This is a genomic window from Microbulbifer aggregans (assembly GCF_020524005.1).
GTDB lineage: Bacteria > Pseudomonadota > Gammaproteobacteria > Pseudomonadales > Cellvibrionaceae > Microbulbifer > Microbulbifer aggregans_A.
The window spans coordinates 127,803-143,684 of sequence record NZ_JAIVKK010000005.1 but is presented as its reverse complement, the minus strand read 5'-3'; the positions used below and the strand labels follow the sequence as shown (position 1 = coordinate 143,684).

The following is a 15,882-nucleotide window of genomic DNA, read 5'->3' as shown; positions in this document are numbered from 1 at the left end:
AGTTGAGTGAAATCACACAATTTTTGCTTGGGAGATAAAACTTTTGGCCACATAGCCGGTCCTAGATATCAACAAACAGGGTGCGAAACAGCATCCGTGGTATTGCACTGAAAGAGGGTTGACCCGTATGTCACACGGGAAGCATCAGCAGCGCTTGAACGAGTCACTGTCCGCAATGATGGACGGTGAGGCCAGTGAACTCGAAATTCAGCGTTTGCTCAAAGAAAGTTCTGCCGGTGGCGGCGCGGATGACCTGGGACAGCGGTGGTCGCGCTACCAGTTGGCCGCCAGCGTAATGCGCGGCGAGCAGGTGGCACCTGTCGATCTGGGACTGGCCGCCAGTATTTCTGTAGCCATTGACGAAGAGCCCGCGCACCATGTGCAGCCCGATGTGGCGGCTAATGATGCCGGGGCCCGCAGTCGCTGGTGGCGTCCGCTTTCTCGCGGAGCCGTGGCGGCAACGGTCGCTTTTGCGGCGGTACTGGGTGTGCAGCAGATACAGCAGCCCGTAACCTCCGGTGGTGAACTGGTTGCCGAGGTTGAAAGGCCGGTCCAGCAGCCGGTACAGTCGGCGCCCAGGCCGAGTGGTTTCTATGTTCCCGCTCTGAATACCCGCTCCGTTTCCACGATGCCGCTGGTAACCCCGGAGCAGCGTGGAGTCGCAGGTCAGCAGAATTTGCCTGCGCAGCTGGTGCCCTCGGCGGATTTAATGCGACATCTCAACCGGGTAATGGTTGAGCACTCTGAGCAGGCGGCCCAAATGGGTAGCCAGGGCATGGTACCTTTTGCCCGTGCAACCTATGGCGAGCAGCCGCCGGAATAACGGCCTGCTCAGCGACTGCGGATGCCGTCAGGTGCCCTGAATGTGTGGGGGCGGGCGGCAACCAGTGCATGAACGATATCCGATAACCATTAATAGAGTTGTCATGCTGAAGCGATTCCAAACTTTCCCTGATAAAGCCAACAGCTTGCTGTTGGCTTTGTTGTTAGTGGCGCCCGTCATTCAGGCCCAGGACCAGGCTTCTGAGCAAGTAAAGGCTCAGGCGCAAGCGGCTGCCTCGGCGGATAGTGAGCTTGTCCGTCCCCCACTGTTGGTGGTGGCGCAGGCAGGCGGTGAGAGCGCGCCTTTGGATGAAGATCAAACGCCGGCCTTCTGGCTGAATAAAATGGCGGAAGCGGTAACCAGCCTTGAGTACCGTGGCCTGGTGACCTTTGAGCATGTCGGCATGCTGGAAACCCTGGAAGTGGTGCGCGGGATTCGTGGTGGCGAGCTGGTGGAGCGGGTGCGCTATCTCAGTGGCACCTCCCGAGAGCTGGTCAGTCGCGGCCACGATGCCCACTGTCGGCGCGAGGGCAGCCCGCTTTCCCGTGCGGGGATCTGGAGTCGCAGTGGGCAGCAGAATGTTCAGGCGCTCTACCATGTTTTGTTGCGTGGCGACGAGCGGGTGGCCGATCGCGACGCCGTGGTATTGGAGTTGCGGCCAAAAGATATGCATCGTCTGGGGATGATGGTCAGCGTGGACAAAGAGACTGGTCTGCCGCTCAAGTCATTACTGGTCAATGCGAATGGTCAGATTCTGGAACGCTACCAGTTTGTACAGCTCGACTTGTCTCCAGTGGACGATAGCGCGCTGGTGGCGCAAACGGATTCGGCGCGGAAAAGTGAAACCATGGCGGCCTGCGGTAGTATCGTGAGCCGTTGGGATTTACGCTGGGTGCCTCCCGGCTTCAAGGCCGTGGCTGCTCGAGAAGTTGAAGATGGTGAGATGCTGGTTTATAGCGATGGTCTCAGTGTATTTACCGTCTTTATCCAGTCGCTTGGCCCGGAAATGAATTTTAACGGTCGCGCGGTGCGTGGGGCGACCGTCGCCTACATGGATCACATACTGGTTGGCGAACAGCGCTATACCATTACAGTTGTGGGCGAAATCCCCGTGCAGACGGCGCAATTGGTCGCGCGCGGAATAGCCGCTAAAAACTGATGTCCGTTACTTCGCCCTGCGGGGTGAGTTAGGGCCTCCCGGCAGGTAATTTGACAGGCTGAATTTATGATCGAAGAGCGGGGCAGAGTTGTCGCCCTTGGCCAGGATGGAATCTGGGTTGAGACTGTGCAGCGCAGCAGTTGTCACGGCTGTGCGGCCAAGTCCGGGTGCGGCACCGGACTGCTCGGTGATTTCTGGTCGAATACTTCGCGGATTCATGTGCCGGTGGCGCCTCGTCAGCTGTCCCAACTGGCGTTGCATGACACAGTGGTTATCGGAATTTCAGAAAACACCCTCGCGAGTAGTGCCTTAATCGTTTATCTGCTGCCGCTGGTGGGTATGCTTGCCGGGGCGCAACTTGGCAATATGCTGGCTGCGGAGCCGGGTGCCATTATCGTTGCGCTGGCCGGATTGGTTGGTGGTGGCATCGGTGTGCGTTGGTTTGGCAGCCGCAATCGCAATAACCCCGCGATGGTCCCCCAACTCTTGCGGCTGGAGCACAGCCAACCTTGCTCTACTCCTGCGGGCTGAGGCGGGGCGCCAAAGCCCTTAGACTGTTTTGGTTGAATGAACTCAGCCTGTGAGCTGCGCTTCCCGCGATCCATCCCAATTAAAGCCCGCAGAATTCCGAGGTGCATCCCCCGTCTTTTCCTACACTGAAAGCTGGGTCGCCGCGGCGCGCGGCTCTTTTCTCCGATTCCCATAATTTCTCCCCGGAGGGGGGCTATGGTCGAAGTGCGCAGCTACGCCGAGAGTTGGCCGCTGAAGACATCGTTTGTGATTTCTCGCGGTGCGCGCAGCCAGGCGGATGTCGTGGTGGTGGAATATTCCTCAGCAGGTTTTACCGGCGTGGGAGAGTGCACGCCCTACGCGCGCTATGGTGAGAGCGTTGAGTCCGTACTGGCCGAGATCCGTTCGTTGGCACCGGCGCTGGAGCGGGGCCTTACCCAGGCCGAGCTGCAGTCTCTGGCGTTGGCGGGTGCGGCGCGCAACGCGATTGACTGCGCGATGGCCGATTGGCATTCGAAGCAAAGCGGGGCGCATCTTCCAGATTCTCTTTCTTTACCTACTGTGCAGACATTAGTAATTGGCTCTCCCGAGTCAATGGCCGAGGCGGCAATGGTTGCTGTGGAGCGTGGTGTGTCAGTCCTCAAGCTCAAGCTTGATCGAGAGCAGGTATTACCGCGCGTGGAGGCGGTGCGAGCTGCGGCACCCTCTGCGGAACTCGTCATTGATGCCAACGAAGCCTGGAGTGGGGAGGGGCTTTCACAGCTGTGTGAGGCGCTGGCGGAGCGTGGTGTGACGATGCTCGAGCAGCCGCTGCCGGCGGCGGACGATGAGCTGCTGGCGCATTTCCCTCACCCCCTGCCAATCTGCGCCGATGAAAGCTGTCACACCCGTAAGGACTTGCCGCGGCTGCAGGGGCGCTACGACATGCTGAACATAAAACTCGATAAAACTGGCGGTATTACCGAGGCGCTGGCGCTGGCAGAAGAAGGGCGGCGTATGGGGTTCGAGTTGATGCTCGGATGCATGCTGTGCACTTCACGTGCGGTGCGCGCTGCCTGGCCTCTGGGTAGTCAGGCCCGGTTTGTGGATCTGGATGGGCCTACCTGGTTGGCCAACGATGTTGAGCCGCTGAAGTTCTCGGGTGGGCGGGTTTACTGGACTTGAGATCCGTAGCTTCCTGATTTGGTGAATGGGGGTAGGTTACTCGCTATAGCAAAGCAGGGTCGCCATGGTGTCGAGATACTCCTCGCTGGCGGCATCAGCGGAGATCGGTGGGTACTCCAGGGTAATGCAATGATGTTGCTGCTCCGCGCACCAGGTGCCAAAGGAGCCTGGGGTCTTGTAGCCAACATCGCTTACCAGGGGGAGTTCAATGTTTTCTGCGAGCCAGTGCCCTAAAGGACTTTGCTGTGGGTCTTCCACGCAGGCCAGAGGTTCGTGGATAGAAACAATCCAGGCCGGAGCCAGTTCCTGTATCAGCCGGCAGAGCGCCTGGGTTTCGGGTTCCGAGCCGGGGTTGTCACCGGTGGACAGGTACACGTCGCGGGCTTCGGCTGCGCTGTTCCAGCGGTACACGGTTCCACCTGCTTGCCAGTTTTCAGTGGCGAAGTTGCGGTTGAGGTCCACGCCATTGGCGTTGCCCCGGATGCCCAGTTGGCAACCGTCCGGGTTAACCGCGAGGATTACGTGGTGGCGGAGTTGTCCGCTGGCAAGGGATCGCAGGGCGCAGGAGAGAGCTACGACCGCCGCTACCTCATCGCCGTGGGTGCCGGCCATAACGATGCCGGAATTTTGATCCACGATCTCGGCGGGGAAGTAGAACAGCGGTGCGCCCAGTGCTGACTGGCCGTATGAGTGACGCTGGTGATGGAACAATCCGCGCTGCTGGCGGGGGCGCAATTCTGGCATGGGGTCCTTAACACTGTTTTACACTGGAAAATGCGAACTTTCTCGAAAAAAGTCCCACTAACAGGGTGCTGACGACGGAAAAGTGAATGCTTCACTTTCCGGGCTGCCAATTTGGCTCCCCAAATACTAGTGAAAACTCGGTGGAGCCAACATTGATCGAAAGATAATTTGTCTATTTAACGCATTTCTGCAACGTAGAAGGGCTTATTAGGGGTAACGAGATATGGTTACACGCTTTACGCAGTTTTTTCTTGCGCTTTGTTTCCTGATTTCCGCCACTGTCGAGGCGCGTGGGCTCCCGGAGCTGACCGGGCTAATCGAGCAGAATTCCCCGGCTGTGGTCAAGATCAATACGTTAGAGCGCAATCGCGTCTCCAGGAGCGGCGTGCCGCCACAATATCAGCAGGAAATTCCGGATATCTTCCGCCATCTGCTGGAACCGCCGCAGCGCCAGCAGCGCCCGGTGGCCAGTATGGGGTCCGGCTTCATTATCTCTGAAGATGGTTATGTGGTGACCAACAATCATGTGGTTGACGGCGCAGATGAAGTGCAGGTAACCCTGACGGACCGGCGTGAATATGACGCCAAGGTCATAGGTACGGACCAGCGTTCAGACCTGGCCCTGCTCAAGATCGAGGCGAAGGGTCTCCCGACTGTGCGCTGGGGGGACTCTGAAAGGATCAAGGTGGGTGAGTGGGTTGTTGCCATTGGCTCCCCGTTCGGCCTCGATTATTCGGCGAGTGCGGGTATTGTCAGTGCCATGGGGCGCAGCATTCCCAATGAAAGCCGTGAAAACTATGTGCCGTTCATTCAGACGGATGTTGCGATCAATCCGGGTAACTCCGGGGGGCCGCTGTTCAATCTCGAAGGTGAGGTCATCGGTATCAATTCCCAGATTTATACCCGCAGCGGGGGCTCTATTGGTCTGTCGTTCGCGATTCCTGCCAGCCTCGCTCAGGACGTCGTGGCGCAGCTGAAAGAAAAGGGGCGCGTAGATCGCGGTTGGCTCGGGGTGGGCATTCAGGATGTCGACCGCAAGCTGGCTACAGCGATGGGGCTGGGCAAGCCGACAGGTGCGCTGGTAGGGCAACTCGAGGCCGGTTCTCCGGCGGACAGAGCCGGTATCCTGGTGGGTGACGTGATAACCCGCTTCGACGGCCAGAAGATTCGTATGTCCGGTGATCTGCCGCATGTGGTTGGCCAGATTCGCCCCGGTTCCGAAGTACCTGTGGTTCTGATGCGCGAAGGTAAGGAGCGCAAGCTCAGTGTGCGCGTGGGCGCGCTACCCGGTGAGGAGGATGGTCAGCAGGCGAGTAATGTGCCGGCGACTACCGATGTCGGTGGGCGACTTGGTCTGGTGGTAGACGATATCCCCGATGGCCTGAAGCAGCGCCTGGGCGTAGAGAGCGGCGTGCTGGTCAAACAGGTGGTGCCGGGTAAGGCCGGTGCCAATGCCGGGCTGCGCAGTGGTGACATTATTGCGCAGCTGGGATTCGATGCTGTGGAAACTGTCGGTGACTATGAAAAAATCGTCAAAAAGCTGCCGTCCGGGGAGCTTCTGCCCATCCGCTTTTTCCGCGGTGGCCAGGCGACGTTCCGCACCATTCAGATTGAAGAGGATTAATCCTCACGCAAAGTGAGTAAATGAAGGGCTTCGAGGGTTGGTTGCTGCCCCGGAGCCCTTTGTTTATCAGGACTTCCGACGGACTGGATGCACTTTTCGCGCAACCTGTTAGACTTGCGCCCACAGTGCGGCCTGGTCCGCGTATTAACTCACTGATTTTTAAAAGGTTTTACCCTCGCAGTGGCCACTGATCTCTCCCATATCCGAAATTTCTCCATCATCGCCCACATCGATCACGGGAAATCCACCCTCGCTGACCGTTTCATTCAGGTCTGTGGCGGGCTGTCCGACCGTGAAATGGCCGCTCAGGTGCTCGATAGTATGGATATCGAACGGGAGCGGGGCATTACGATCAAGGCCCAGAGTGTAACGCTCGACTACACCGCTCGGGATGGTAAAACCTACCAGCTGAACTTTATTGATACGCCCGGTCACGTGGACTTTTCCTACGAGGTATCCCGTTCCCTGGCGGCCTGTGAAGGTGCTCTGCTGGTTGTAGATGCCGCGCAGGGGGTAGAAGCCCAATCCGTGGCGAACTGTTACACCGCAATTGAGCAGGGACTGGAAGTGATCCCGGTGCTCAACAAGATGGACCTGCCCCAGGCGGAACCGGAAAAGGTTGCCCAGGAAATCGAGGACATCATCGGTATTGATGCTACAGAAGCCACCCAGTGCAGTGCCAAGTCGGGTCTGGGCGTAGAGGAAGTGCTGGAAGATCTGGTGCGTCTGGTGCCGCCGCCGGAAGGCGACATTGAAGCACCGCTGCAAGCGCTGATCATCGACTCCTGGTTCGACAGCTACCTGGGTGTAGTGTCTCTGGTGCGCGTGGTGCAGGGTACCCTGAAAACCAAAGACAAGATTGTGACTAAATCGATCGGCCGCCCGCATGTGGTCGATAGCGTGGGTGTATTTACGCCCAAGCGCAAGGAAACCGGTGTCCTCAAGGCCGGTGAAGTGGGCTTTGTCGTGGCCGGGATCAAAGACATCCACGGCGCACCAGTGGGCGATACCCTGACCCACGCCAAGGGTGCGGAAGAAGTGAGCATGCTGCCCGGGTTCCAGCGTGTGAAACCGCAGGTTTACGCGGGTCTGTTTCCGGTGAGCTCCGATGATTACGAGGCCTTCCGGGATGCGCTGGACAAGCTTTCCCTGAACGATGCCTCACTGTTTTACGAACCAGAGACCTCTGACGCACTGGGTTTTGGTTTCCGCTGCGGCTTCCTCGGCATGCTGCACATGGAGATCATTCAGGAACGTCTCGAGCGTGAGTACGATCTCGATCTGATCACCACTGCACCAACGGTGATTTACGAGGTGCAGCTCACCAATGGTGACACAGTCAACATGGATAACCCCTCGCGGATGCCGGACCTCGGCATGATCGAGGAAATGCGCGAGCCGATCGTCGAAGCCAATATTCTGGTGCCGCAGGAATACCTGGGTAATGTCATTACGCTTTGTGTTGAAAAACGCGGTATTCAGAAAGATATGCAGTATGTGGGTGGCCAGGTGTCACTGCGTTATGAGCTGCCCATGAGCGAAGTGGTCATGGATTTCTTTGACCGCCTCAAATCTGTAAGCCGGGGTTTTGCTTCGCTGGATTACAATTTTGTGCGCTTTGAGCCGGCAAAACTTGTGCGCCTTGATATCCTCATCAACGGCGAACGGGTAGATGCGCTCGCGGTCATTCTGCATCGTGACAATGCCCAGGCCCGTGGTCGTGCACTGGCGGAAAAAATGAAAGAGTTGATTCCGCGGCAGATGTTTGATGTGGCTATTCAGGCGGCGATTGGTGGACAGGTTGTTGCACGTACCACCGTCAAGGCTTTGCGTAAAAACGTCACGGCAAAGTGCTACGGTGGTGACGTGACGCGGAAGAAAAAGCTGCTGGAAAAACAGAAAGCCGGTAAGCGACGCATGAAACAGTTGGGTCGGGTTGAAGTGCCGCAGGATGCATTCCTCGCTGTGCTTAAAGTGGACAGCTAACCGGTTTTTTCATCCGGGGGAAGTGTTGTCACGGCCGGAAAAGCCGTCAGAATATTACAAACAGCGGATAATTTAAGAACAAGAGACGTGTGAATGGATATCAATTTTCCCCTGATTTTGCTACTTCTTGTGGTAGGTACCGGCGCGATCTGGTTGTTTGATGCGCTGTTTCTTGCCCGCGGCCGCAGAACCGCGGCCGCCAAAGCTGCTGGCGATGGCGCGCATGGTTCTGAGGCTGTGCAGGAGCCAGTACTGGTGGAATACGCGAAATCGTTCTTTCCGGTGCTGGCGATCGTCTTTGTTCTGCGTTCATTCCTGGTGGAACCGTTTCAGATTCCGTCCGCATCCATGGATCCAACGCTGATTGAGGGTGATTTCATCCTGGTGAACAAGTTTGCGTATGGTTTGCGACTTCCTGTTTCCCGTACCAAAGTGCTGGGCTTGGGAGAGCCTGAGCGTGGGGATGTGATGGTGTTTTTCCCTCCGCATATGAACGATACCTATTACATCAAGCGTGTGATCGGCCTGCCCGGGGACGAGATCCGGGTGGTCAATAATACGCTGTATATCAATGGTAAGGCCGCATCGCAGGAGTTGATCCAGGCTCTGCCTCCGGGGAATCCGCAGAAAGAGTTTCTGTGGGAAGATATTGGTGGCAAGCGTCACCTGATGGCCAAAAATGTAACGCCCAGCCGTTATGGCAACACCCGCACTATCGTAGTACCGGCTGGTCACTATTTTATGATGGGCGACAATCGGGACAACAGCCTGGATAGTCGTGAATGGGGATTCGTGCCGGAAAAAGACATTGTTGGCAAAGCCTTTGCTATCTGGATGCATTGGGACAAACTTTTGAGCTTGCCCAGCTTTGAACGGGTTGGTGGTATCGAGTAAGGCTCGCGTTGCTGAAGCCGGAATAGAATACAACGATAAATCGGTAAAACATCATGACTGAGCAAAGACATTTTTCCCTGGGGGAGTCTCTGAATCGCCAGAGAGGTATGAGTTACTGGGGTTGGCTGTTTGTCCTGGCGATATTTGGTTTCGGCCTGACAATTGTGTCTAAAATGGGGCCTGCATACATTGACGCGCACTATGTAGAGGAAGGGCTGCAGACATTGTCGGAGATCGACAATGTTCGGGAATTGAGTAACTCTGAAATCAAGCGTGAGCTGGATCGCTACTTTACGATCAACAATGTGCGCGGTGAGCCTACCAAGGCTGTGAAGATTATCCGCGGTGCGGACAGCACTCTGGTGAGTATTAATTACGAGCTGCGTCAACCACTTTTCAAGAACGTGGACGTAGTGATGAAGTTTGACAAACAGCTGAATACAGCGAAACCGGAGCTCTGCTGTGAGCCCCTGGTCGACCTGGAACAGTTTCGAAGAGATGACAGATAGACGGTGACAGACCTTCTGCTACAGCGGCTCAGTACACGGCTGGGCCACCAGTTCGCGCGGGAAGATTTATTGAAACTCGCGCTTACCCACCGATCCCATGGCAGCCGCAACAACGAGCGGCTGGAATTTCTCGGGGACTCCATTCTCGGGTTTTCCATCAGTGCCGCCCTGTTTGAAAAATTCCCGGAAGGCCGCGAAGGTCAGATGAGTCGCCTACGGGCGCAGCTGGTGAGCGGTGAGACCCTGGCCAAGTTGGCCAGGGAGTTGCAGATCGGCGAATGCCTGTACCTCGGAGAGGGTGAGATGAAAAGCGGTGGACACCGCCGCGCCTCTATCCTGGCCGATGCTGTGGAGGCTATTATCGGAGCCATTTACCTGGATGCGGGGCTTGAAGCAGCCCGCCAGAGGGTGCTGGCCTGGTTTGCGCCGCGACTGCAGGATCTCTCCCTGGAAACGGCCAAAGATCCGAAGACCCGCTTGCAGGAGTGGTTGCAGGCACGCCAGAAACCGCTGCCGGAGTACTCCGTGCTGGAGGTCGGTGGTGAAGAGCATTCCCAGGAATTTGTTGTGGCTTGCCGGGTTGCGGGGCTCAATGAGCCCGTACAGGGTAGGGGCAGCAATCGACGCGCGGCTGAAAAGGCTGCGGCGACCGAGGCCTACGCCCGACTGTCGGGGCAGGGCTGACCCTATAATCCGGCCCAAGTTGCCTATTAATCGCATTTACATTCATTGCGCCCTGAAGCGCGGAGATTTCTTTTGAGCGAACAACCTTCCCGCTGTGGATACGTGGCCATTGTCGGCCGCCCGAACGTGGGCAAATCCACGTTGCTGAACCATATACTCGGGCAGAAGATCTGTATTACGTCCCGCAAGCCCCAGACTACCCGTCACAATATGCTGGGGATCAAGACTGAAGGTCCTAACCAGATTATTTTTGTGGATACCCCGGGGCTTCACGGTGACCAGGAAAAAGCCATCAACCGCTATATGAACCGGGCGGCAGTCAGCTCCACCCGGGATGTGGACGTGGTAGTGTTCGTAGTCGAGCGGGCACGCTGGACGGAAGGGGACGAGCTGGTTGCCCAGAAGCTCCGCGGCCTGAAGTGCCCGCTGATTATCGCGGTAAACAAGGTGGATCAGCTCGAGGATAAAAACGAGTTATTGCCGCAGCTGCAGGCGCTTTCCGAACGTTTTCCGCAAGCAGAGGTTGTACCGCTATCGGCGTTGCGTAACTCGAACCTCGAGTCGCTTGAGAGTGTTATTGTCGGTCACTTACCCGAGAGTATTCATTTCTTCGAAGAAGATCAGATTACTGACCGTAGCTCCCGTTTCCTGGCTGCAGAGATTGTCCGGGAAAAGGTCATGCGGCAGCTGGGGGCGGAAATTCCCTACGCGGTTACCGTTGAGGTCGAGGAGTTCGCCCAGGAAGGTAAGGTCCTGCATATCAGCGCGGCCATTCTGGTAGAGCGGGATGGGCAGAAGCGGATCCTGATCGGTACTAAGGGTGAGCGTATCAAGCAAATCGGCCAGCAGGCGCGCCTGGATATGGAGCGGCTGTTCGACAGTAAAGTGATGCTGAACCTTTGGGTGAAGGTAAAATCCGGTTGGTCCGACGACGAGCGAGCGCTGCGCAGTCTGGGCTATATCGACAAGCAATAGATTCTTTGGGTGCGCCGTGCAACAGCTGCCGCCTCAACCAGCCTATATCCTTCACTCCCGCCCATTTCGGGACACCAGTCTCATACTGGAACTGCTTACGCCGGATTATGGCCGTATAGCCTGTATTGCCAAGGGCGCGCGTCGCGACAAGCAGCGCCGCCAGCAGGCGCTGCAGCCATTTTCGCCGTTGCTGGTCACTTTGCTTGGGCGTCATGATCTCAAAACACTGGGGCCGGTAGAGGCAGCGGGGCAGTCGCTCTGGTTGAAAGGGCGGGCGGTATACGCAGGGCTCTACATCAATGAGCTGCTGGTGCGTTTATTGCCGGAAGGGGATGCCCTTGAGTCGGTATTTGCTGCCTATCAGTCCCTTCTTCCCGAGCTAGCTGGGCAGGACACGGATACCAATAAGGCACTGGAAGGTCCTTTAAGGCGCTTTGAACTGTTGCTGTTGCAGGAACTCGGTAGCTTGCCACCTCTGGATACCTGCCCGGTTTTGGGGATACCCATCGACAGAGAAGGTACCTACCGGTTGACCGCAGAAGATGGCTTTGTGCCGGTAATCGTGCCAGCTGGCCGCTCGCCCGGCGCGTCCGAGTTTCTTGGGGCAGAGCTACTGGCTCTTGCGAGTGCACAGGGCGGTGGTGTAATGAGCGATGAAATACTGCATGCCGCCAAGAGGTTGACCCGGCTCCTGCTAAATCCGCTCCTGGGTACGCGGCCGCTCAAGAGCCGGGAGCTGTTTCGCCAGGTATACCTGGCGAATTGAAATAGACTGCACGGCTAATTTGCCAGCTCACTTCCCTGCCCGAATAACGCTTCCAGGTCCTGTTCCGAGGCCCAGTCCTGCAGGTGTTCAATCTCCTCAAAGACATGCTGTAGCAACGCCGTATCCAGCTCAATGGTTTCGCTGTCCAGTTGGGGGCGAAGCTGTTCCTGAAGGCTACCGGTAGCTGCCCGCAGGCGTGGTACACCGCAATAACAGCAGCCTCCATGCAGGCGGTGGACCGCCTCAAATAGCTCTCGAAAGTCATTGTTCTGGGCCAGCTGGCCAAACTGCTGCTTGTCTTCATGCAGGCCCCGCAGGAGCATTTGCAGAAGGTCGCGGGCTAGCTTGGGATCCTGGTTGCTGAGATTCAGGCTTTCGCTGATATCGACCAGACGCGGTTCCAGCAAAGGTGATTCGCTACCTTCTTGCTGGGTGCTGATTTCCATCCAGCGCTTGATTGTGTGTGCGAGCTGGATTTCTCCGATCGGTTTGCTCAGGTAATCGTCCAGCCCGGCGCTTAGCAAGCGCGATTTTTCTTCGGTACCTACGTGAGCGGTCAGCGCGATCACCGGGGTACGGCGCCCGGACTCTTCCCTGCGGAGTTGGTTGGTGGTTTCAATGCCATCCATACCGGGCATCTGGATGTCCATGAAGATCATGTCGAAGTGCTGATTGCGCCATAGCTTGAGGGCTTCCTCGCCGCTGGAGGCGGTTTGGGTTTCAACATTTTGGGCTCGCAACAACTCGCTCATCAACAGGCGGTTGGCTTCATGGTCGTCAACAACCAGCACCCTGGGGCGCGCAGGCCAGGGAAGGCTGGGGAAGCTGCCAGTGATCGGGCGCGGGTGGGATTGGTGGGGAACGGCACGCTTCAAGGCTCGCAGTAGTCCGTCGCGGCTGACAGGCTTACCGACAAAGGCGAGGACCCGGGTGCGCAGCGGGTCGTAGCAGCGGCGCAAATCCATCGGGGAGCCCTGGATGATGATCCGGCACTGGAATGTGTCTACCAGTTTCTGTACGGAAGCGACGAACGTATCAAAGTCGTCACGCCACAGGCCGGTATCGATAACTACGGCATCCGGCAGGGCATCGTGTCGCCACATTTGTTCCAGCGCCGGCAGTAACGTCGTATGGTCGCGGTGTTCCAGCGGCTCCGCTCGCCATTGCTGCAGCAGCTGGTAGACCTGCTGGCGGGTTAGTGCATTCGGGTCTGCGATCATAATTCGGCAGCCGGGGAATTGCTCCCGGGTAATCGCGCTGCGGTTGCGGTCGATGACGAGCGGAATCTGGAACCAGTATGTCATGCCGCCTTCTTCATTTTCGACGATGCCGATATCCCCGTGCATCGACTGAATCAAGCGCAGAGCGATATTGAGGCCCATGCCGTTGTTGCTGACTTGTGGCTGTCGGAGGTCGCTCTGTCTCAGGAGGTGCCTGAGTTCGCGCCGGGCCTGCTCCTCATCCAGATTGCCGATATCGGTGACGCATATACGGGCGACCAGCTCTGAGTCTTTGCCGCTCTGGACGGTGACCCGCACCGGGATGCTGCCATTTTCGGAGCAGCGGATGGCGATACTGACCAGGTTGGTGAGAATCTGCTTGATACGCAGTGGGTCGCCAATCTGGGAGGGGGGTAACTGGGGGTCAATGAAAGGTACGAGGTCCAGGTGGTGTTCGTACGCGTAGGGCGCCAGTATCTGCAGGGTTTCTTCCAGAACCTGGCCGAGATTCATCGGTGTGTGGTCGAGCACCAGGTTGCCGGATTCGATACGTGAGAAATCGAGGATATCGTTGATCGTGGTGAGCAGGCTTTCAGATGAACGCTGGATCGTCTGCAGGTAATCGCGCTGCAACTCATCCATTTCTGTTTTCAGGAGTAGGTTGGTGAAGCCGATGATACCGTTCAGTGGTGTGCGGATTTCATGGCTGGTATTGGCCAGGAACGTAGATTTCACCTGGCTGGTTTCAATGGCTTTTTTCTTCGCCAGCTCCAGCTCTATATTCTGTTCTTCCATTGCATCGAGGGACTGCCGCAAGTCCTCCATCGATTGCTGCAGGCTCTCCTGATATTCCCGTTCGTTGTCGGCGATGCGAGCCGCCATTTCATTTATTTGTGTGCTCAGTTGGTGGAGTTCTTTGTTGCGGTGTTCTGATGCCCGTGCAGTAAGGTCGCCGCGGCCGATTGAGCGCAAGGTATCGCGGAAATGGTTCAGGCTTTGCGCGGCTTTTTCGGACAGGAACACGGCCCATACCAGGGCTGCAAGCGCGCAGGCAATCAGACCGATCAGGCCTATAAGGGTCACTTGATAAGTGCCGACCAGGAAGTAGGGGCGGTGTAATTCTATCGCGAGCCAGCAGTGTATGGTGGTGCCCTTGAGAGGGTGAACCACCTGCAGGCTGTGAATGTCTTCGTAAATATGGGCCTGTTTGCCGGCAAGTTGCTCTGCTGTAAACCGGGTGCGTGGCGTTGGGCCGACACTGGCGAGGATTTTTGCCTCGGCCTCTCCCGCGTCATTCAGGTCGCGGCGATAGAGCTGCACCGAGCGAATCATGTCCTGCTCAAGCATGAGAGCCATCAGGCCCTTGTTCAGCCAGTCAATCCGCTCTTCAAACGGGTGGCTGTCACTAAGCGAGATAAGCTCCACCAGCTGCTCTGCGCTTGCGTGTCCATGGCTGAGCAGCAGTTCACGACGGTCGTGCATCTGTTGCAGGGTGAACAGAAGGCTGAGTGCCACCGCCAGTACGAGTGCGGGGGCCAGGGCGTATATAAACAGGATGGCCCGCAGTGAGCGCAGGCGGGGCTGCTGGCGACGCGCCCTGGCTGAACCCGCACCGCTGTTTGCGGTCGCGCCGGTGCCAGACAGGCTGCCAGGATAGGCCTGCGGTGGAGGTTCGGACCCCGGTAGTGTCCCCCCGATGGCTTGCGGTTGCTGGGATTCGGCCATGGTAATGCGCTGTATTGAGTTATTTTTGTCCGATTCTACCCCCGGACTCGGCGGATGACACCCGCTAAAGGTGTATCAAGTGCGAGAAATACCATGGGCGAGGGTGACGGAGTTCGCAGCATTCCCTATGCGAGGGTAGAATGTGCGACCGCGTCCCGGATGGAACTGAAGTTGACTATGGAATATCCCACGATTGCCGATTGCGTAGGCAATACCCCGCTGGTGCGGTTGCAGCGTCTTGCCAGCCATACATCGAGTACCGTGCTGCTAAAGCTGGAAGGGAACAATCCCGCGGGGTCGGTTAAAGACCGCCCGGCGCTGTCTATGATCAGCCACGCGGAAGCCCGCGGCCAAATTCGTCCGGGCGATACCCTGATTGAGGCTACCAGCGGCAATACCGGAATCGCACTGGCGATGGCTGCAGCGATCAAGGGCTATCGCATGATTCTGATCATGCCGGAAACCGCCACTGACGAACGCAAGGCGGCGATGACGGCATACGGCGCCGAGCTTATTCTGGTTTCGGGTGCCCAAGGCATGGAAGGCGCGCGGGATCTGGCATTGGAAATGCAGTTCCAAGGGCGTGGGTTAGTCCTGGATCAGTTTTCCAATAGCGATAACCCGACTGCGCATATTGAGACCACAGGCCCGGAAATCTGGCAGCAGACTGGTGGTGAGATTACGCACTTTGTGTCCTCAATGGGCACAACCGGCACCATTATGGGATGTGGCCGATATCTGAAAAGCCGGAATCCGGAGATTGAAGTCATTGGACTACAGCCTACCGAGGGTTCGGCCATTCCCGGTATCAGGCGTTGGCCCCAGGCCTATCTGCCGAAGATTTTTGTCCCGGAGGAAGTTGACCGGGTTATGGATATCAGTCAGGAAGAGGCTGAACAGATGACACGCCGACTGGCCCGCGAAGAGGGTATTTTCTGTGGTGTGTCTTCTGGAGGGGCTGTCGCTGGTGCCCTGCGAGTCGCCGCAGAAGTGGAGAATGCCACTATCGTTGCAATTGTCTGTGATCGAGGTGACCGATATTTGTCATCCGGTCTATTCGATGGGCAAGCAGGTTAGCGACCTGAATCGAGAACAAATA

At 57.2% G+C, this 15,882-nt stretch carries 14 protein-coding genes; 12 read left to right on the top strand and 2 right to left on the bottom strand.

All coding sequences use genetic code 11. The annotated features are described in order from the left end of the window. The first annotated feature begins 127 nt into the window (after positions 1-127). The 4 genes from LC093_RS11195 to ycjG all read left to right on the top strand — a co-directional run bounded on the left by LC093_RS11195 (position 128) and on the right by ycjG (position 3,656). Positions 128-823: a sigma-E factor negative regulatory protein gene (locus LC093_RS11195; protein WP_226664876.1), complete on the top strand. Its 696-nt coding sequence runs from the start codon at positions 128-130 to the stop codon at positions 821-823. Positions 824-926: 103 nt separating this feature from the next. Next, positions 927-1,982 (top strand): MucB/RseB C-terminal domain-containing protein, encoded by a 1,056-nt coding sequence (locus LC093_RS11190; protein WP_226664875.1) that lies wholly within the window; start codon positions 927-929, stop codon positions 1,980-1,982. Between the two features lie 66 nt (positions 1,983-2,048). Next, a complete protein-coding gene (locus LC093_RS11185) occupies positions 2,049-2,513 on the top strand; it encodes a SoxR reducing system RseC family protein (RefSeq protein ID WP_226664874.1) in 465 nt (154 codons plus the stop codon). 195 nt (positions 2,514-2,708) lie between these two features. Then, positions 2,709-3,656, top strand: a complete 948-nt coding sequence (gene ycjG / locus LC093_RS11180; protein WP_226664873.1) for an L-Ala-D/L-Glu epimerase — start codon at positions 2,709-2,711, stop codon at positions 3,654-3,656. Between the two features lie 36 nt (positions 3,657-3,692). Here ycjG and mpaA read toward each other — a convergent pair whose 3' ends face one another. Next, a complete protein-coding gene (gene mpaA / locus LC093_RS11175; RefSeq protein WP_226664872.1) occupies positions 3,693-4,400 on the bottom strand; it encodes a murein tripeptide amidase MpaA in 708 nt (235 codons plus the stop codon). A 223-nt stretch (positions 4,401-4,623) separates the two neighbouring features. Here mpaA and LC093_RS11170 point away from each other — a divergent pair, with 223 nt between their 5' ends. The 7 genes from LC093_RS11170 to recO all read left to right on the top strand — a co-directional run bounded on the left by LC093_RS11170 (position 4,624) and on the right by recO (position 11,838). Further along, entirely contained in the window at positions 4,624-6,024 is a 1,401-nt protein-coding gene (locus tag LC093_RS11170; protein ID WP_226664871.1) for a DegQ family serine endoprotease, read from the top strand. Positions 6,025-6,204: 180 nt separating this feature from the next. Beyond that, positions 6,205-8,010 carry a translation elongation factor 4 gene (gene lepA / locus LC093_RS11165; protein ID WP_226664870.1) on the top strand — a complete coding sequence of 602 codons (1,806 nt, stop codon included), beginning with the start codon at positions 6,205-6,207 and terminating at the stop codon, positions 8,008-8,010. A gap of 93 nt (positions 8,011-8,103) precedes the next feature. Continuing rightward, positions 8,104-8,904 (top strand): signal peptidase I, encoded by an 801-nt coding sequence (gene lepB / locus LC093_RS11160; protein ID WP_226664869.1) that lies wholly within the window; start codon positions 8,104-8,106, stop codon positions 8,902-8,904. Positions 8,905-8,957: 53 nt separating this feature from the next. Further along, positions 8,958-9,413 (top strand): DUF4845 domain-containing protein, encoded by a 456-nt coding sequence (locus LC093_RS11155; RefSeq protein ID WP_226664868.1) that lies wholly within the window; start codon positions 8,958-8,960, stop codon positions 9,411-9,413. 3 nt (positions 9,414-9,416) lie between these two features. Then, a complete protein-coding gene (gene rnc / locus LC093_RS11150; RefSeq protein ID WP_226664867.1) occupies positions 9,417-10,097 on the top strand; it encodes a ribonuclease III in 681 nt (226 codons plus the stop codon). A 72-nt stretch (positions 10,098-10,169) separates the two neighbouring features. Next, complete coding sequence (gene era, locus LC093_RS11145) at positions 10,170-11,072, top strand: GTPase Era (protein ID WP_226664866.1); 903 nt, start codon at positions 10,170-10,172, stop codon at positions 11,070-11,072. A gap of 16 nt (positions 11,073-11,088) precedes the next feature. Further along, entirely contained in the window at positions 11,089-11,838 is a 750-nt protein-coding gene (gene recO / locus LC093_RS11140; protein ID WP_226664865.1) for a DNA repair protein RecO, read from the top strand. A gap of 14 nt (positions 11,839-11,852) precedes the next feature. Here the strand turns inward: recO and LC093_RS11135 are convergent, their stop codons facing one another. Further along, on the bottom strand, positions 11,853-14,783 hold the full coding sequence (locus LC093_RS11135) for a response regulator (RefSeq protein WP_226664864.1): 2,931 nt from the start codon (positions 14,781-14,783) through the stop codon (positions 11,853-11,855). Between the two features lie 171 nt (positions 14,784-14,954). Between LC093_RS11135 and cysM the strand changes: the two genes are divergently transcribed. Further along, complete coding sequence (gene cysM, locus LC093_RS11130) at positions 14,955-15,860, top strand: cysteine synthase CysM (protein ID WP_319004924.1); 906 nt, start codon at positions 14,955-14,957, stop codon at positions 15,858-15,860. The last annotated feature ends 22 nt before the right edge of the window (positions 15,861-15,882 follow it).

Excerpts from the sequence above, each read along its gene's own strand:
- LC093_RS11190 (WP_226664875.1), top strand. The coding sequence starts at position 927 with ATGCTGAAGCGATTCCAAACTTTCCCTGATAAAGCCAACAGCTTGCTG.
- LC093_RS11135 (WP_226664864.1), bottom strand. The coding sequence starts at position 14,783 with ATGGCCGAATCCCAGCAACCGCAAGCCATCGGGGGGACACTACCGGGG.
- LC093_RS11155 (WP_226664868.1), top strand. The coding sequence starts at position 8,958 with ATGACTGAGCAAAGACATTTTTCCCTGGGGGAGTCTCTGAATCGCCAG.
- LC093_RS11170 (WP_226664871.1), top strand. The coding sequence starts at position 4,624 with ATGGTTACACGCTTTACGCAGTTTTTTCTTGCGCTTTGTTTCCTGATT.
- lepB (WP_226664869.1), top strand. The coding sequence starts at position 8,104 with ATGGATATCAATTTTCCCCTGATTTTGCTACTTCTTGTGGTAGGTACC.
- ycjG (WP_226664873.1), top strand. The coding sequence starts at position 2,709 with ATGGTCGAAGTGCGCAGCTACGCCGAGAGTTGGCCGCTGAAGACATCG.
- mpaA (WP_226664872.1), bottom strand. The coding sequence starts at position 4,400 with ATGCCAGAATTGCGCCCCCGCCAGCAGCGCGGATTGTTCCATCACCAG.
- LC093_RS11195 (WP_226664876.1), top strand. The coding sequence starts at position 128 with ATGTCACACGGGAAGCATCAGCAGCGCTTGAACGAGTCACTGTCCGCA.
- LC093_RS11185 (WP_226664874.1), top strand. The coding sequence starts at position 2,049 with ATGATCGAAGAGCGGGGCAGAGTTGTCGCCCTTGGCCAGGATGGAATC.